This window comes from Micromonospora sp. HB375 (genome assembly GCF_017872985.1).
In the GTDB taxonomy this organism is placed as follows: domain Bacteria; phylum Actinomycetota; class Actinomycetes; order Mycobacteriales; family Micromonosporaceae; genus Micromonospora; species Micromonospora chalcea.
Genome location: NZ_JAGGJO010000001.1, coordinates 43,726 through 58,923 on the forward strand (window position 1 = coordinate 43,726; position 15,198 = coordinate 58,923).

Here is a 15,198-nt window from a genome sequence, read left to right on the forward strand (position 1 = left end):
GCAGCCTCCCTACGGGTTGAGGGTGAAGGGTCGGAAGGTGCGCGGCCCGTACAGCCGGTGCAGCACCTCGTCCAGTTCGCGCAGCAGCCGCCAGGCGTCGTCGGGCCGGGTGGCGAGCGCGGCGCCCTGGCAGCCGTCGGCGAAGGCGCGCAGCTCGCGGGGCGCGCGGTCGCCCATCAGCCAGGTCATGCAGCGGGCGGCCAGCGCGATGTCGGTGCCGGGGCCGCACTGCCGCTTCGCGGCGACCTCCGGCGGATACCAGTCCTCGTGGCCGGGCACCAGCGCCGGCACGAGCCCGCCCGGCTCGGCCGAGAAGCACCAGTCGACGAGCACCAGGCCGTGCGCGTCCGGCTCGATCAGCACGTGCCGGGGCAGCACCGCGCCGTGCACCACGCCCGCGCGGTGGGCCAGGCCGAGCGCCACGAGCAGCCGCCGCCACATCCAGGCCGCGTCGCGCGGGTCCAGCCCGTCCGGGTACGCGCGGCGCACGTCGTCCAGGCTGCGCAGCCCGGGTACGGTCACCAGCTCGTTGACCTGCCGCTGCACGCCGGTCGACGGGTCACGCGCCGGGTAGGAGTCGACGAGCTTCGGCACGTACGCGAGGTGTCTGGCGTCGCCGCGCTCGGCGATGCGGCGCAACGCGCGCGCCTCGCGGGCCATCAGGTCGTTGTCGCCGGGGTGCCGGGCCACCTTGGCCAGGTGATAAGAAGGGGCCCCTCCTCTACCGGAGGCGTTAACAGGGGGCCCTTCCTTGCGTTCGTGCAGGGTGGCGACGTCGCCGGTGTACGCGGGGGCCGGGGTGCGCCACCGGGTGGTGACGGTGACGAGTGCTTCGGCGGCGGCGGCGCGTACGCCGGGGTCGGCCGCGCCCAGCCGGTCGGGGTGCAGCGCGCCGACCAGCTCGCGGTAGCGGCGGGCCGGCTCGTCGGCGCCGAACAGGTCGGCGTCGGTACGCGCGGCAGTGACCAGCCGGATCGCCTCTTCGGTCCTCACCGCACCGTCTCCTCCCGGGCGGGGCGCAGCAGCGCCGGGTGCAGCAGCCGGGCGTCTCCGGCGCGGTAGAGCTTGGCCCGGGGGCCGCCGCGCGCGCCGCCGCGCTCGGTGCTGGCGCCGGTGCTCTCCACGAAGCCGGGCACCGAGAGCACCTTGCGGTGGAAGTTGCCGGCGTGCAGCGGGTGCCCCCAGACCGTCTCGTAGACCTCCCGCAGCTCGGTGATCGTGAACTCGGGGGCGAGGAAGCGGGTGGCCAGCGGCGTGTACTCCAGCTTGGAACGGGCGCGCTCCAAGCCGTCGTCGATGATCCGGCCGTGGTCGAAGGCGAGCTGCCGGCTGGTCAGCGCGGTGACCGGCAGCCAGATCGCCTCGTCGGCGTCGGTGTCGGCGACCGGGTCGGGCAGGTCGGGGGCGAACGCCAGGTGCGCGACCGAGACCACCCGCATGCGCGGGTCGCGGTCGGGCGCGCCGTAGCTGCCGAGCTGTTCCAGGTGCACCCGGCGCAGCCGCTCACCGCCGAGGCCGGTCTCCTCGGCCAGCTCGCGCCGGGCGCCGGCGGTCAGGTCCTCGTCCGGCTGGACGAAGCCGCCGGGCAGCGCCCAGTGCCCCGCGTAGGGCGGCGCGCCGCGGCGGATCAGCAGCAGGTGCAGCGCGCCCTCGCGGATGGTCAGCGCGACCACGTCGACGGTGACCGCGACCGCCGGGTAGTCCCGCGGGTCGTACCCGGCGAGGAAGTCCTGCTCGTTCACGGTCACTCACTCTCTCAGGTTGAGAACAACTCACTCTGAGAACAACTTAGCGCCGAAAAGAGGGGACGGCAAGTCCCCTCTTTTCCTCAGCGCACCGAACCGGTCAGGTGCGGCCTCCCGTCCCGGGCGCTGTGCAGCGCGAAGTCCCAGCCCGCGCCGTTCGGCGAGGCGCTGAACGCCACCGTCGACGGCAGCGGCACCGGCAGCTTGAACGCCACGTCCACCGTGTACGCCTCTGGTAGCCGGGGTTCCAGCGCGGCCAGGCAGCGGGCCTTGCTCCACATGCCGTGCGCGATCGGGCGCGGGAAGCCGAACAGCCGCGCGCCCAGCTTCGAGGTGTGGATCGGGTTGTGGTCGCCGGAGACGCGCGCGTAGTCAGTACCCACGCGGGGCATCACCCGCCACTGCGCGGAGAAGGCCGGCGGTTCCGGGCGGTCAGCCCGGTCGCGCCGCGGGCCGCCGCCGGACGCGCGCTCCTTCCCGAGGTACGTGGACACGCCGCGCCACACCTCCTCGCCGCCGATCGAGCCGACCAGCACCACGTCGAGCTGGCGGCCCCGGTCGTGCGGGCGCAGGTTCTCCGCGTACGTGTGGAAGTCGACGCGCTCGCCGACCTCGACCGGCCGGTGCACGGTGATCCGGTTGGCCACGTGCACCACGCCGGTGAGCGGGATCGGGAAGCCGGGGCTCGTCATCAGCCGCAGCGACAGCGGGAACCCGAGCACGTGCAGGTACGTCGCCGGCAGCCGGTCGGTCAGCCGGAACCCGCACACCCGGTCGTAGTCCGCCAGGTGCCGCTGATCCACCGAGACCCCGCCAACGGCGAGTTCCAGCCCCGGCACGTCACTCCCGCGCCGCCCCCCAACCCCAGGCACCACCCCGAGTAACGCCCGCCGATAAAGCGCCCCACTGGCAGGCAGCCCGTCCAACTCCATCCGCCGCCGCCCCACCGCTCCTTCACCCCGTCGATCATGAGGTTGGCTGCCTTGTGGATCTCCAGAAGTGCCGTCAACTTCATGATCGTCGGAGGTGGGGCGGGCGGCGGCGTTGGTGCGGGCCAGGGCGGCGGCTCGGGCGGCCGTGAGGTCGCGGGTGGGGCCCTCGATCAGGTCGTGCAGGGTCAGGTCGTCGTCCTCGTGGTCACGGGGTGCCATCACGCCCCCAGGAGGCTCTGGCCGCAGACCCGGACCACGTTGCCGCTGACCGCGCCGCTCGCCGGCCAGGAGAGCCAGCCGATCGTCTCGGCCACGTCCACCGGCAGGCCGCCCTGCGCCATGCTGTTCATCCGCCGTCCCGCCTCGCGGATGGTCAACGGGATACGCGCGGTCAGCCGCGTCTCGATGAAGCCCGGCGCCACCGCGTTCAGACTGATCCCGCGCTCGCGCAGCACCGGGGAGAGCGAGTCGACCAGGCCGATCACACCGGCCTTGCTGGTCGCGTAGTTGGTCTGCCCCCGGTTGCCGGCGATCCCGGCGATCGACGAGACCGACACGATCCGGCCGCCGGCCGGGATCAGGTCGCGTTCCAGCAGTACGTCGTTGATCCGCTCCTGGCTGGACAGGTTCACGTCGATCACCGAGTCCCACCGGTCGGCGTCCATCCGGCCCAGCGTCTTGTCCCGGGTGATGCCCGCGTTGTGCACCACCACGTCGACCCGCCCGTGCCGGGACGCCAGGTGCTCCGCCAGCCGGGTCGGCGCATCCGGCGCGGTCAGGTCGAGCTGCACCGCGCTGCCGCCGATGTCGTTGGCGACGGCGGCCAGCTCGTCCCCGGCCGCCGGGATGTCCAGCGCCACCACCTGCGCGCCGTCGCGGGCCAGCACCTTCGCCAGCGCCGCGCCGATGCCCCGGGCCGCGCCGGTCACCAGCACCACCTGCCCGTCCAGCGGCCGGCCCCAGTCGGCCGGCGCGACGGCGGTGCCGGCGCCGACTCGGATCACCTGGCCCGAGACGTACGCGGAGCGGCCGGAGAGCAGGAACCGGAGCGTGGACTCCAGGCTCACCGGGGTACCGGCGTCACCCTCGCGTGTCACGTAGACCAGTTGGGCCGTGACGCCCCGGCCGAACTCCTTGCCGATGCTGCGGGTCAGGCCCTCCAGCGCGCGCTGGGCGGTAGCCTCCCGAGGGGAGCCGCACTCGGCCGGAGGAGTGCCCAGCACGATCACCCGGCCGCTCGGCACCAGCGAGCGGGCCTGCGGGTGGAAGAAGTCGTAGAGCTGGCGCAGCCCGGTGGAGTCGGTGATGCCGCTGGCGTCGTACACCAGGGCCGCGAAGCGGCGGTCGGCGTCGTGGGCGGCGACCGGATCGGCCAGCTCGACCCCGGCGGCGGTCAGGATCTTGCCGGTCGGCTCGGCGATCCGGCCGCCGGTCGAGGAGCCGAGCAGGACCGGCCCGGGAACGAGCGGGTCGCCCGGCGTGTGCCGGCGCAGTCGAGGCGGATCGGGCAGCCCGAGGCGCTTGACCAGCGCGCGACCGGCCCCCGTCTGGACGAAGCTCGCGTACCTGTCGGTCATAGGCGTAGCCTACTGGCGAGTAGGGTTCGGGCAACAGTTTCGAGGGAGGCCGATCGTGCAGAGTGTCCGGCGGGTCGCGGTCATCGGGGGCAACCGCATCCCCTTCGCCCGGTCCAACTCGCGCTACGCGCACGCGTCGAACGCCGACATGCTCGGCGCGGCGCTCGACGGGCTGGTCGCCCGGTTCGGGCTGGCCGGCGAGCGGGTCGGCGAAGTGGTGGCCGGCGCGGTGCTCAAGCACTCCCGCGACTTCAACCTCACCCGTGAGGTGGTGCTCGGCTCCCGGCTCGACCCGCACACCCCCGCGTACGACATCCAGCAGGCCTGCGGCACCGGACTGGAAGCCGCCATCCTGGTCGCCAACAAGATCGCCCTCGGGCAGATCGAGGTCGGCATCGCCGGTGGCGTCGACACCACCTCGGACGCGCCACTCGCCGTCAACGAGGACATGCGGCGCACCCTGCTCCAGCTCAACTCCGCCCGTACGCTCGGCGAACGGCTCAAGATCGCGGCGAAGCTGCGCCCGCACCAGCCGTTCAAGCCGGAGATCCCGCGCAACGCCGAGCCGCGTACCGGACTGTCCATGGGTGAGCACGCGGCCCGGACGGCGCTGCGCTGGAACGTCGACCGGACCGCGCAGGACGAACTCGCGCTGCGCTCGCACCAGCGGCTCGCCGCCGCGTACGACAAGGGGTTCTTCGACGACCTGATGACCCCCTACCTGGGGCTGACCCGCGACCAGAACCTGCGCCCGGACACCCGCCTGGAGAAGCTCGGCTCGCTCAAGCCGGTCTTCGGCGCCTCCGGCGCGGACGCCGAGCGGGCCACCATGACCGCCGGCAACTCCTCGCCGCTCACCGACGGCGCGTCGACCGTCCTGCTCGCGTCCGAGGAGTGGGCCAAGGCGCACAACCTGCCGGTGCTCGCCTGGTTCTCCTGGTCCGAGACCGCCGCCGTCGACTTCGTGCACGGCGACGAGGGGCTGCTGATGGCCCCCACGTACGCGGTGCCCCGGATGCTGGCCCGGGCCGGGCTCAGCCTCCAGGACTTCGACTTCTACGAGATCCACGAGGCGTTCGCCTCCCAGGTGCTGGCCACCCTCGCCGCCTGGGAGTCGCCGGAGTTCTGCAAGGAGCGCCTCGGCCTGGACGCGCCGCTCGGCTCGATCGACCGGGAGAAGCTCAACGTCAACGGCTCCTCGCTGGCGGCCGGCCACCCGTTCGCCGCCACCGGCGGCCGGATCGTCGCCACGCTCGCCAAGCTGCTTGATCAGAAGGGGAGCGGGCGCGGCCTGATCTCCATCTGCGCGGCCGGTGGGCAGGGCGTGACAGCCATCCTGGAGCGCTGACAGCCTCCGGCAGGGCTGCGGTCCCGGCCGCAGCCCTGCTCCACGTTCCCGTCGGCGCCCGGAGCAACCCGAGGGCGGCTCAGCCGCGTCACCTGGGCATGAGGCGTACGAGAGGCTCCGGGACGTGAACCGGGCCGAGGAAGACGAGTACCGGCAGTTCGTCACCGCCCGGCTGGAGTCGTTGCGCCGCACCGCGTACCTCCTCTGCCGCGAGTGGCACACCGCCGACGACTTGGTCTCCATCACGATCGGCAAGCTCTACCGGCACTGGCGCCGGGTCCGCGCCGTGGAGAACATCGACGCGTACGTGCGCGGAATGCTCACAAACGCCTGGCTGGACGAGCGGCGGCGGCCCTGGCGGCGCGAGCACAGCACCGATACGGTGCCGGAGACCGCCGACATGATCCTGCCGGAGCCCACGCTCGCCGAACGCGACATGCTGCTCGCCCTGCTCGGCCAGCTACCGCCCCGGCGGCGCGCCGTGCTGGTGCTGCGCTACTACTGCGACCTGTCGGTGGAGGAGACCGCCGACGTCATGGGTATCAGTACCGGCACTGTGAAGAGCCAGTCCGCACGCGGCCTGGAGGCGTTGCGCCTGCTGCTGGGCGGCATCCCGTCGACCCGAGGGGAGCTGTCATGACGTACCGGCAGTTGTTCGACGACCTGATCGGCGAGCCGCCGGTCTCCACGGTGGATGTCGACCGGGTGATCAGCGGACAGCGCCGGGCCCGGCGGCTGCGGATCGGGGGCGGCATGACGGCTGTTGCCGCGGTGGTGGCGGCAGTGCTGGTCGGCACCACGACGCTCATCGGCAAGCCGCATGCCCAGCCGGCCAAGCCGGCACCGGCCGTCACGACGATTCCCGGCAGCGATCAGGACCTGGACCGGATCGACGCCGCGGTGATCGCGGCGTTGACCCGCGCGGTGCCGCGCTTGGCCTGGGCGGTCAAGGACGGGCCGGTGATCGACACCCCCGCGTGGGCTTCCAACGTGATGGGCCCCGGCTCCCTCGGTTACCGGGGAAACGGCAGCTTCCGGGCGGACGGGGTGGACCTGGTCGCGAGCCTGCAGATCACTCCTGACGGCGCGAAGAGCTGGCAGGCCGAGGCGGCTCGCGGATGTTCCAAGAACGCCGTCGAGTGCGGCGAGCAGACGGGTCCGGACGGCGAGAAGATCAGGTACCACCGGTCGGTCTGGGAGCAGGAGGTACCTCCGCAGCTCCGGGATCAGATGTCGAGCCGGACAGAGAGCGCTGGTGTGACAGCACTGCGTCGGGACGGCACGTTTCTGAACCTGAGCCTCAGGACCGTCACTGCCGAGGACAAGCTCCCGGTCGCCGTCGTGCAACTGATCCCGGTCGTGGTCGACCGGGCCGTCGTTCTCGCGCCGGAGCCGTCCCCCACACCGACGGCCATTTCCACCGTGACCACTGTCGCGGGCACCGCCGCGGACGCGGCGCGTCTCGACGCTGCTCTGACCAGCGCCCTGCGCCGGCAGGCATCCGACTTCACGTGGCTGACCAGATGGGGCGGGGAGAGCAGCCCGACCCCGGTCGGATTCGAGCCCAAGGGCCGGCTGAACGTCGACGTACCGGTGCTGTATGCCGCCACGTTTCGGGTCGGAAAGCGGGCCGCGCAGGTCACCCTTCAGTTGGTGCGCGACGGCGAGCTCGCCTGGTCGCTCGCGCCGCCCTGCCCGACCGCCGCGCTCGCCGCCCGCTACTGCACGGTGACCGAGTTCCCTGGTGGCGAGCGCCTGCGAGCCCGGCGGATGCTCACCGGTTTCGGCTCGCGCCCCGACTCGGCACGGCCGACGGGAAGCAACAGCTACCTGATCGAGTCGCTTCGCCCGGACGGCACGCTGGTCCGCCTCCATCTCACGCAGGACAAGCCGGCGCTCTCGATGGAACAGACGATCGAGATTGCACGGGAGCCGTCGCTCGTCCTGGCCCCCCGGCCACCGGCGGGAACCGCCACTGCGCAGACCTTCGATTCCCGCGGGTGGGAGAATCACGGCGCTACGTCGGATGCGCCCATGGCCGCGCTCGACGCCATCTCACCGGACGGGATGATTTACCTGCTGCCCTTCCAGCAAGGGGGCCTCGGGCTAAACGGCCCAACTTCGCTGTCGTACAACTTCATGGTGCAGCGAGGCGGGCTGGCCGGCGACGGGGAGATCATCGTGGAGCGCCGCGCGGCCCTGGTGCTGAGCTGCGCCACGGTCGGGGCGCTCCCGCCCGCGACGCACCGGGCGCACGCGCATGACGGCGAGTGCACCGAGTCGACCCGCCCGGACGGGAACCGGGTCGTCACGATCGTCTCCCGTCCGGCCGGGTCGGTGGTCTACAGCGTGTTCGTCCAGCGACCCGACCGCGGCACGGTCGAGGTGGTGATCGACAACCGGCCCAACACCGGAGGCGCCTCGGACATGCCGACGGACGGAGACTTCGGGCGTCGCTGGCCGAAGGGCGTCAAGGGTGGCGCGACCCCGCCGCTCACTCTGGAGCAGGTCACGGCGCTTGCCGGTCACCCGGATCTGATCAACCTGTTGCCCTGACCGGATAAGACGGACGCCCCGGGCCGGACCGGTCCAGGGCGTCCGCCACCAGCGGGCCGACCGGTGGCGGCGCGAGCCCGTACGCGAGAATGAGGGCCGTGACGACGATCCCGAACGTGCTCGCCAACCGGTACGCCTCGCCCGAACTGGTCGCCCTCTGGTCGCCGGAGGAGAAGGTCCGGATGGAGCGCCGGCTCTGGCTGGCGGTGCTCAAGGCCCAGCGTGATCTCGGCGTGCCGGTGCCGGACGGCGTGGTCGAGGCGTACGAGCGGGTGGTCGACGACGTCGACCTGGCCTCGATCGCGGCGCGGGAGCGGGTCACCCGGCACGACGTGAAGGCCCGGATCGAGGAGTTCAGCGCGCTCGCCGGGCACGAGCACGTGCACAAGGGGATGACCTCCCGGGACCTCACCGAGAACGTCGAGCAGCTCCAGATCCGTGCCTCACTGGAGCTGATCCGGGACCGGGTGGTCGCCACGCTGGCCCGGCTGGGCTGGCACGCGGGCGAGTACTCGGCGCTGGTGATGACCGGCCGGTCGCACAACGTCGCCGCGCAGGCCACCACGCTCGGCAAGCGCTTCGCGTCCGCCGCGGAGGAGCTGCTGATCGCGTACGAGCGGCTGGAGGACCTGATCGGCCGCTACCCGCTGCGCGGGATCAAGGGGCCGGTGGGTACCGCCGCCGACCAGCTCGACCTGTTCGACGGCGACGCCGGGAAGGTGGCCGAGCTGGAGCGCCGGGTCGCCGGGCACCTGGGCTTCAGCCGGGTGCTGGACAGCGTCGGCCAGGTCTACCCGCGTTCGCTGGACTTCGACGTGCTCTCCGCGCTGGCCCAGGTGGCCGCCGCGCCGTCGTCGCTGGCCACCACGATCCGGCTGATGGTGGGCCAGGAGCTGGTCACCGAGGGCTTCAAGCCGGGCCAGGTCGGGTCCAGCGCCATGCCGCACAAGATGAACACGCGCTCGTCGGAGCGGGTGAACGGCTTCGCGGTGATCATCAGGGGTTACCTGTCGATGGTCGGTGAGCTGGCCGGTGACCAGTGGAACGAGGGCGACGTCTCCTGCTCGGTGGTACGCCGGGTCGCGTTGCCGGACGCCTTCTTCGCCGCCGACGGGCTGTTCCAGACGTTCCTCACCGTGCTGGACGAGTTCGGCCCGTACCCGGCGGTGATCAACCGGGAGCTGGAGCGCTTCCTGCCGTTCCTCGCCACGACGAAGATCCTGGTGGCAGCCGTACGCCGGGGTGTCGGCCGGGAGGTCGCGCACGAGGTGATCAAGGAGCACGCGGTCGCCGTGGCGCTGGCCATGCGGGAGCAGGGCGCGGCGGAGAACGACCTGTTCGACCGCCTGGCCGCCGACGGCCGACTGGGCCTGACCCGGGCCGAGATCGACACCCTGGTGGCCGACCGCAACGCCTTCGTTGGCGCCGCCGCCGACCAGGTCAACCGCGTGACCGAGAGGATCACCGGTGTGGTCGAGTCCCACCCCCAGGCCGCGACCTACTCCCCACCCCCCATCCTCTGACCCAGGCCCTTTCCCCGGCGATCATGAAGTTGGCGGCACTCAGGGAGATCATTCCTGCCGTCAACTTCATGATCGACGCCGCAAAGCGAGGGGTCAGGGGCCGGTGGGGGTTTCGGCTGCGGAACTCAGGTTGGGGGCGCTGGCCGGTTCGGCGATGCCGCCCGGGGCGGAGGCGATCTCCGGGTCGTGGGCGGTCTCGGCCGCGATCGCCGGCTGGTCCGGCGGCATGACGTCCGGCATCTTGGGCGCGACGATCACCGCCGTGCCGTACGCGCAGATCTCCATCCACATCTCGCCGCAGTCGCGGCTGTCGAAGCGCATGCCGATCACCGCGTTCGCGCCGAGGCGGCGGGCCTCCTCGCCGAGCCGGGCCACCGAGTCGGTACGCCACCGGGTCAGGTTGTCCGGCGCCAGCGGGTCGTATGCGCCACCGCGCAGGTTCTTGACCCCCTCGCGGTACGGGTTGCGGGTCCTCGCCATCGACGAGACCACTTCGCCGAGGATCTGGCGGATCTCGTAGCCAGGCAGTTGATCCGTCGTCACGACCAGCACGTTTCCGATGCTGTCAGCCCTCGGCCGGGTGGTTCGGGAGCCGTGTTCAGCTGATCGCATGCTGAAAAACGACGCGGCGCGGACGGCCGGGCTGCTCCCGGCCGATCCGCGCCGCATCGGCATCAACCGTCAGACACCGGCCGTCGAGGCGATCCAGGACCGGTTGTACGCGACACTGCCGTAGTTCTGGATGCTCTGGCCGTCGGCGGTGGAGGCCACGCCGACCTGCTGGCCGTTGTAGAACTGCGGGCCACCCGAGTCGCCCCGCCAGGCGTTGCCGTTGACCCGGGTGCTCCGGATCGCCTGGCCGCCGTACGCGTCGGTGACGCTGGTGCTGGTCACCCGTACGCTCGCGGTCTTGAGCTGGGGCGACGCGCCGCAACCGCTGTAGCAGGTCATGCCCCAGCCGTAGATGGTGTTCGTGGAGCCGACCGGCGGGTTGCTGCTGGCGAGCGAGACGGCGGAGGTGCTGACCGTGCTGGACAGGCGCAGCAGGGCCAGGTCGTAGCGGGTGTAGGAGGCGCTCACGGTGCGGGTGACGCCACCCGAGGCGTAGTAGACGCTGCCGACCCGCACGGACATGGTGCCGCTGACGCAGTGCCGGGCGGTGAGCACCCACTGGGGCGCGATCACGCTGCCGGAGCAGGTGAACGAGCCGTTGCTGAAGACGGCGGCGGCCCAGGGCGCGGACGAGACGGTGCCGCCACCGATGATCGGCTGCGGGCCGGCCGGCGCGGCGGCGGCGCCGGAGGCGGTGGCCAGGACACCGGCCAGCGCGGTGGTCAGCACGGCGAGCAGGGGACGGAGGCGCATGTCGGGGCTCCTTCTGCGCGACGCCCGGGGTTGCCGGGCAGAATGACACCCGCCGGACGGGGGAGCCGGCGAGAGACATCGATCGGGTGCATCGACATCTGACGATGCATGCTACGGGCGTGCCTCGCGGTGTCACAAGAGATGAATCGAAAAACGCCGATGGCGTGACGTCCGCCGCGTGTCGCGTCGACGTGCTGTCGGATACCTGTCCAAGCTGGGGCGTTTCGCAGCAGAATGCCTGGTAGAGGGGGGTGCGGAGGGTCACCCACAGGCACCGAGCGCAACGAATTCGCATCGACGCAGCAACGAACGGGCAACGGTGCCCGGCCGGCGTCGCCGGTCCCGCCCGGCACTGCCGGAACTGCCCCCGGCCGGTTCGGGCCGGGCGGTATCTGCCAGGTAGGCTGGCTGCGCTCGCCCGATAGTGGGCCGGCACCCAACTGCGTACACAGTCAGGAGTGCCCCGTGCCTCGCGTCGTAGTCGACGTCATGCTCAAGCCCGAGATCCTCGATCCGCAGGGCCAGGCCGTCGCGAACGCGCTGCCCCGGCTCGGCGTCAGCGACGTCGCCTCGGTTCGGATCGGCAGGCGGATCGAGATCGAGTTCACCGGCGAACCGGACCTGGACCGGGCCCGCGAGATCGCCGACAAGCTGCTGGCCAACCCGGTCATCGAGGACTTCACCGTCCGCGTGGTAAACACCGACGAGACCGCGGGCGCGCAGTCGTGACCGCCCGGGTCGGTGTGGTGACCTTCCCCGGCTCGCTCGACGACGGGGACGCGGCCCGCGCCGTGCGGATCGCCGGCGCCGAGGCGGTCCGGCTCTGGCACGGCGACCCGGACCTGCACGGGGTGGACGCCGTCGTCCTGCCCGGCGGCTTCTCCTACGGTGACTACCTGCGCTGCGGCGCCATCGCCCGGTTCGCCCCGGTGATGGAGACGATCGTCCAGGCCGCGCGAGGTGGCCTGCCGGTCCTCGGCATCTGCAACGGCTTCCAGATCCTCTGCGAGGCGCACCTGCTGCCCGGCGCGCTCACCCGCAACCAGCACCTGCACTTCCGCAACCGGGACCAGGTCCTGCGGATCGAGGCCACCGGCACCGCCTGGACCAACGCGTTCCAGCCGGGCCAGGAGGTGCTCGTCCCGGTCAAGAACGGCGAGGGCTGCTACGTCGCGGACGCCGCGACGCTCGACCGGCTGGAGGGCGAGGGCCGCGTCGTCGCCCGCTACGTCGGCGGCAACCCCAACGGATCGCTGCGCGACATCGCCGCGATCACCAACGAGGCCGGCAACGTGGTCGGCATCATGCCGCACCCCGAGCACGCGGTGGAGGCGCTCACCGGCCCGTCCCTGGACGGCCTCGGCTTCTTCACCTCGGTGCTCAAGCACCTGGTGGGAGCGCCGGCGTGATGGTGGCCGTGATCATCGGTCGGCTCACCCGCCGCACGGGCGGCGAGCGCAACAAGGAGACGTCATGACCACCCATCCGGACCCGGCCCTGCGGGAGCCGCAGGGCGGCCCGACCGACGAGTGGGCGCCGGGCGTGGACACCGTCCCCCGGGCCGCCGAGACGCCGGAAGAGCTTCAGCCGTACGCCGAGCTGGGCCTCCGCGACGACGAGTACGACCGGATCCGGCACATCCTCGGCCGCCGGCCCACCCAGGCCGAGCTGGCCATGTACTCGATCATGTGGAGCGAGCACTGCTCCTACAAGTCGAGCAAGGTGCACCTGCGCCAGTTCGGGGAGAAGGCCCCGCCGAGCGACCGGCTGCTCGCCGGCATCGGGGAGAACGCCGGCGTGGTCCAGGTCTCCGACGAGCTGGCGGTGACCTTCAAGGTCGAGTCGCACAACCACCCGAGCTTCGTCGAGCCGTACCAGGGCGCGGCGACCGGCGTCGGCGGCATCGTCCGCGACATCCTCGCCATGGGCGCGCGCCCGGTCGCCGTGATGGACCCGCTGCGCTTCGGCGCGGCCGACCACCCGGACACCGCCCGGGTGCTGCCCGGCGTGGTCGCCGGCGTCGGCGGCTACGGCAACTGCCTCGGCCTGCCCAACATCGGCGGCGAGGTCGTCTTCGACCCCTGCTACCAGGGCAACCCGCTGGTCAACGCGCTCTGCCTGGGCGTGCTGCCGGTCGACCGCCTGCAGAAGAAGGACGCCACCGGCCCCGGCAACATCGTGGTCCTGATGGGCGCCAAGACCGGCCGCGACGGCATCGGCGGCGTGTCGGTGCTGGCCAGCGCCACCTTCGACGAGGGCAGCGAGCAGCGCCGCCCGTCCGTGCAGGTCGGCGACCCCTTCATGGAGAAGCTGCTCATCGAGGCGTGCCTGGAGCTGTACGACGCCGAACTGGTCGTCGGCATCCAGGACCTCGGCGGCGCCGGCCTGACCTGCGCGCTCACCGAGACGGCCGCCTCGGCCGGAACCGGCATGCGGGTGTGGCTGGAGCGGGTGCCGCTGCGTGAGCCGTCGATGGAGCCGCACGAGATCCTGGCCAGCGAGTCCCAGGAGCGGATGCTGCTCGTCGTGTCGCCGGACAAGCTCGACGCGGTCCTCAAGACCGCCGAGAAGTGGGGCGTCTGGGCCACCGCCATCGGCGAGGTCACCGCGCCGTCCCCGGACGGCCAGCCGGGCCGCCTGGTCGTCACCTGGCGTGACCAGCTCGTGGTGGACGTGCCGCCGGGCTCGCTCGTCGACGACGGCCCGGTCTACGCCCGGCCGATGCGCGAGCCGGCCGACCTGATCCTGCTCCAGGCCGACCGCGCCGAGACGCTGCCCCGGCCGAACACCCCGGAGGCGCTCCGGGAGACCGTGCTGCGCATGATCGCGTCGCCCAACCTGGCCGACAAGACCTGGGTCACCGAGCAGTACGACCGCTACGTGCTCGGCAACACCGTGCTCGCCCAGCCGGAGGACTCCGGCGTGATCCGGATCGACGAGCGCAGCGGCCTCGGCGTCGCGCTCTCCGTCGACGGCAACGGCCGGTACGCCCGCCTCGACCCGTACCACGGGACGAAGCTGGCGCTGGCCGAGGCGTACCGGAACGTGGCGGTGACCGGCGCGAAGCCGATCGCGGTCACCAACTGCCTGAACTTCGGCTCGCCGGAGGACCCGGGCGTGATGTGGCAGTTCGCCGAGGCCGTACGCGGCCTGGCGGACGGCTGCCTGGAGCTGGGCATCCCGGTGACCGGCGGCAACGTCAGCTTCTACAACCAGACCGGCGCGGCGGCCATCCACCCGACCCCGGTGGTCGGCGTGCTCGGCGTGCTCGACGACGTGGCGAACCGGGTGCCGATGGGCTTCGTGCCCCGCGCGGCCGGCGACCACGACCAGCTCTTCCTGCTGGGCGAGACGCACGTCGAGCTGTCCGGCTCGGAGTGGGCCTGGGTGACCCACGAGCACCTGGGCGGCATCCCGCCGCAGGTCGACCTGGCCCGTGAGCGGCAGCTCGCCGAGCTGCTGGCCGAGGCGGCCCGCGTCGGTCACCTCAGCTCGGCGCACGACCTCTCCGACGGCGGCCTGGCGCAGAGCCTGGTCGAGTCGGCCCTGCGCCGCGGTGTCGGCGCCCGGGTCGTGGTGCCGGAGCACTTCGCCGGTGGCTCGATGCCGTTCGTGTTCCTGTTCAGCGAGTCCGCCGGCCGGGCGCTGGTGTCGGTGCCGCGCGGGCACGAGAAGGCGTTCACCGCCCTCTGCGCCGAGCGCGGCGTGCCGTGGGAGTTCATCGGCGTCACCGACCCGGCCTCCGGCGCGCTGGAGGTGCACGGCCAGTTCCGGATCGGCCTGGACGAGCTGCGCGAGGCGCACAGCGGCACGCTGCCGCGCCTGTTCGGCGTGGCCGAGGCGGCGCGGGTGGAGGTGGCGGCGACCCGTACCGGGACCACCACCGTGCTTCCGGCCACCGCCGAGCAGCCGGTCGGCGTGGACCCGGCCGAGGTCGCCTCCGAGCCGATCGCCGAGACGGGCACGGACGCCTCGCCGGCCGAGGCGCCCGCGCCGGCCGCCACCGACTCCGCTCCGGCCGCGTCCGACGCGGATTCCGACGAGACCGCGCCGGCCGCCGACGCGACCCCGGCGCAGGACGCTTCGGCGCCTGCCGACGGGTCCGACGGCCCGGCTCCCGGTGAGCCGGCGCCGGACCGGCGCTGAGGCCCC

13 protein-coding genes are annotated in these 15,198 nt (G+C 72.5%); 7 read left to right on the plus strand and 6 right to left on the minus strand.

Features of this window, described 5'->3' with window-relative positions; all coding sequences use genetic code 11:
- Positions 1-9: 9 nt before the first annotated feature.
- From J3R08_RS00230 to J3R08_RS00245, 4 genes are all read right to left on the minus strand, one after another.
- A complete protein-coding gene (locus J3R08_RS00230; RefSeq protein ID WP_069088128.1) occupies positions 10-993 on the minus strand; it encodes a serine/threonine protein kinase in 984 nt (327 codons plus the stop codon).
- Positions 990-1,748, minus strand: coding sequence for an NUDIX domain-containing protein (locus J3R08_RS00235; RefSeq protein WP_197494967.1), 759 nt, complete (start codon positions 1,746-1,748; stop codon positions 990-992). Before J3R08_RS00235 ends, J3R08_RS00230 begins: the two co-directional genes overlap by 4 nt.
- Before the next feature lie 80 nt (positions 1,749-1,828).
- Complete coding sequence (locus J3R08_RS00240; protein WP_209963935.1) at positions 1,829-2,677, minus strand: MaoC/PaaZ C-terminal domain-containing protein; 849 nt, start codon at positions 2,675-2,677, stop codon at positions 1,829-1,831.
- A 218-nt stretch (positions 2,678-2,895) separates the two neighbouring features.
- The gene (locus J3R08_RS00245; RefSeq protein ID WP_209959578.1) at positions 2,896-4,254 is read right to left on the minus strand and encodes a 3-oxoacyl-ACP reductase; all 1,359 of its coding nucleotides are present in this window, start codon (positions 4,252-4,254) and stop codon (positions 2,896-2,898) included.
- A 55-nt stretch (positions 4,255-4,309) separates the two neighbouring features.
- Between J3R08_RS00245 and J3R08_RS00250 the strand changes: the two genes are divergently transcribed.
- From J3R08_RS00250 to purB, 4 genes are all read left to right on the plus strand, one after another.
- Positions 4,310-5,602 (plus strand): acetyl-CoA C-acetyltransferase, encoded by a 1,293-nt coding sequence (locus J3R08_RS00250; protein WP_209959580.1) that lies wholly within the window; start codon positions 4,310-4,312, stop codon positions 5,600-5,602.
- A gap of 124 nt (positions 5,603-5,726) precedes the next feature.
- Positions 5,727-6,242: a SigE family RNA polymerase sigma factor gene (locus J3R08_RS00255; RefSeq protein WP_209959582.1), complete on the plus strand. Its 516-nt coding sequence runs from the start codon at positions 5,727-5,729 to the stop codon at positions 6,240-6,242.
- The gene (locus tag J3R08_RS00260) at positions 6,239-8,158 is read left to right on the plus strand and encodes a hypothetical protein (protein ID WP_209959584.1); all 1,920 of its coding nucleotides are present in this window, start codon (positions 6,239-6,241) and stop codon (positions 8,156-8,158) included. Before J3R08_RS00255 ends, J3R08_RS00260 begins: the two co-directional genes overlap by 4 nt.
- A gap of 89 nt (positions 8,159-8,247) precedes the next feature.
- Complete coding sequence (gene purB, locus J3R08_RS00265) at positions 8,248-9,681, plus strand: adenylosuccinate lyase (RefSeq protein ID WP_245254641.1); 1,434 nt, start codon at positions 8,248-8,250, stop codon at positions 9,679-9,681.
- A gap of 93 nt (positions 9,682-9,774) precedes the next feature.
- Here the strand turns inward: purB and J3R08_RS00270 are convergent, their stop codons facing one another.
- The gene (locus tag J3R08_RS00270; protein WP_181373706.1) at positions 9,775-10,350 is read right to left on the minus strand and encodes a YbjQ family protein; all 576 of its coding nucleotides are present in this window, start codon (positions 10,348-10,350) and stop codon (positions 9,775-9,777) included.
- Between the two features lie 12 nt (positions 10,351-10,362).
- Positions 10,363-11,046, minus strand: a complete 684-nt coding sequence (locus J3R08_RS00275) for a trypsin-like serine protease (RefSeq protein WP_043327542.1) — start codon at positions 11,044-11,046, stop codon at positions 10,363-10,365.
- A 465-nt stretch (positions 11,047-11,511) separates the two neighbouring features.
- On the opposite strand from J3R08_RS00275, the gene purS reads away from it, so the two are divergent.
- The 3 genes from purS to purL all read left to right on the plus strand — a co-directional run bounded on the left by purS (position 11,512) and on the right by purL (position 15,192).
- Positions 11,512-11,775 carry a phosphoribosylformylglycinamidine synthase subunit PurS gene (purS, locus tag J3R08_RS00280; RefSeq protein ID WP_043327541.1) on the plus strand — a complete coding sequence of 88 codons (264 nt, stop codon included), beginning with the start codon at positions 11,512-11,514 and terminating at the stop codon, positions 11,773-11,775.
- Complete coding sequence (gene purQ / locus J3R08_RS00285) at positions 11,772-12,455, plus strand: phosphoribosylformylglycinamidine synthase subunit PurQ (RefSeq protein ID WP_043327540.1); 684 nt, start codon at positions 11,772-11,774, stop codon at positions 12,453-12,455. Before purS ends, purQ begins: the two co-directional genes overlap by 4 nt.
- A 64-nt stretch (positions 12,456-12,519) precedes the next feature.
- Positions 12,520-15,192: a phosphoribosylformylglycinamidine synthase subunit PurL gene (gene purL, locus J3R08_RS00290; protein WP_209959589.1), complete on the plus strand. Its 2,673-nt coding sequence runs from the start codon at positions 12,520-12,522 to the stop codon at positions 15,190-15,192.
- Positions 15,193-15,198 lie beyond the last annotated feature (6 nt).

Coding starts and splice junctions, on each gene's coding strand:
- J3R08_RS00240 (WP_209963935.1), bottom strand. CDS start 2,677: ATGGAGTTGGACGGGCTGCCTGCCAGTGGGGCGCTTTATCGGCGGGCG.
- J3R08_RS00245 (WP_209959578.1), bottom strand. CDS start 4,254: ATGACCGACAGGTACGCGAGCTTCGTCCAGACGGGGGCCGGTCGCGCG.
- J3R08_RS00260 (WP_209959584.1), top strand. CDS start 6,239: ATGACGTACCGGCAGTTGTTCGACGACCTGATCGGCGAGCCGCCGGTC.
- purB (WP_245254641.1), top strand. CDS start 8,248: ATGAGGGCCGTGACGACGATCCCGAACGTGCTCGCCAACCGGTACGCC.
- J3R08_RS00270 (WP_181373706.1), bottom strand. CDS start 10,350: ATGCGGCGCGGATCGGCCGGGAGCAGCCCGGCCGTCCGCGCCGCGTCG.
- J3R08_RS00275 (WP_043327542.1), bottom strand. CDS start 11,046: ATGCGCCTCCGTCCCCTGCTCGCCGTGCTGACCACCGCGCTGGCCGGT.
- purL (WP_209959589.1), top strand. CDS start 12,520: ATGACCACCCATCCGGACCCGGCCCTGCGGGAGCCGCAGGGCGGCCCG.